Origin of the sequence: Prevotella sp. OH937_COT-195, assembly GCF_003932845.1 — a bacterium.
GTDB lineage: Bacteria > Bacteroidota > Bacteroidia > Bacteroidales > Bacteroidaceae > Prevotella.
This window is the reverse complement of sequence record NZ_RQZH01000168.1, coordinates 1-397: the sequence shown is the minus strand read 5'-3', so window position 1 is coordinate 397 and position 397 is coordinate 1. Positions and strand designations below refer to the sequence as shown.

General features: G+C 46.9%; 1 protein-coding gene. It reads right to left on the bottom strand.

The genetic code is table 11. The annotated features are described in order from the left end of the window. Positions 1-217: 217 nt before the first annotated feature. Positions 218-397, bottom strand: a 180-nt coding sequence (locus EII32_RS12650; RefSeq protein WP_233582405.1) for a hypothetical protein, incomplete at its 5' end; no start/stop codon positions are given.

Here is a 397-nt window from a genome sequence, read left to right as displayed (position 1 = left end):
GTTCACCCCGCGCCGATCCAGTTCGATGTCGATCATCCGGCGAACGGTGTCGAGCAGTTGCATGCGGTCGTCAAGAAAGCCTAAGTCTTCCTTGTCATGTCGCTTGGGGTTGCCGTCGTTCTTCCGTTTCATAACTTTTTATCATTTGAACAGTTGCCGTAATGTTTCCATCCGTGGGAGAGCGTGTTTCGTCTCTGTTGCTTGTCATGGTGCAAAGTTAAGGGTAAAAGTGGCTGACCGACCTTGCAAATCCTGCCAAAATTCTTGCATCATCGGACATTTTGCATACAGCCCATCTTGCACCATCGGACATTTTGTGCCCGTAACGCACTGATTGCGAATGAATAGCACTGACATATTTACAGATATTAACAATTGCCGGTTTTTTGAGGAAAAA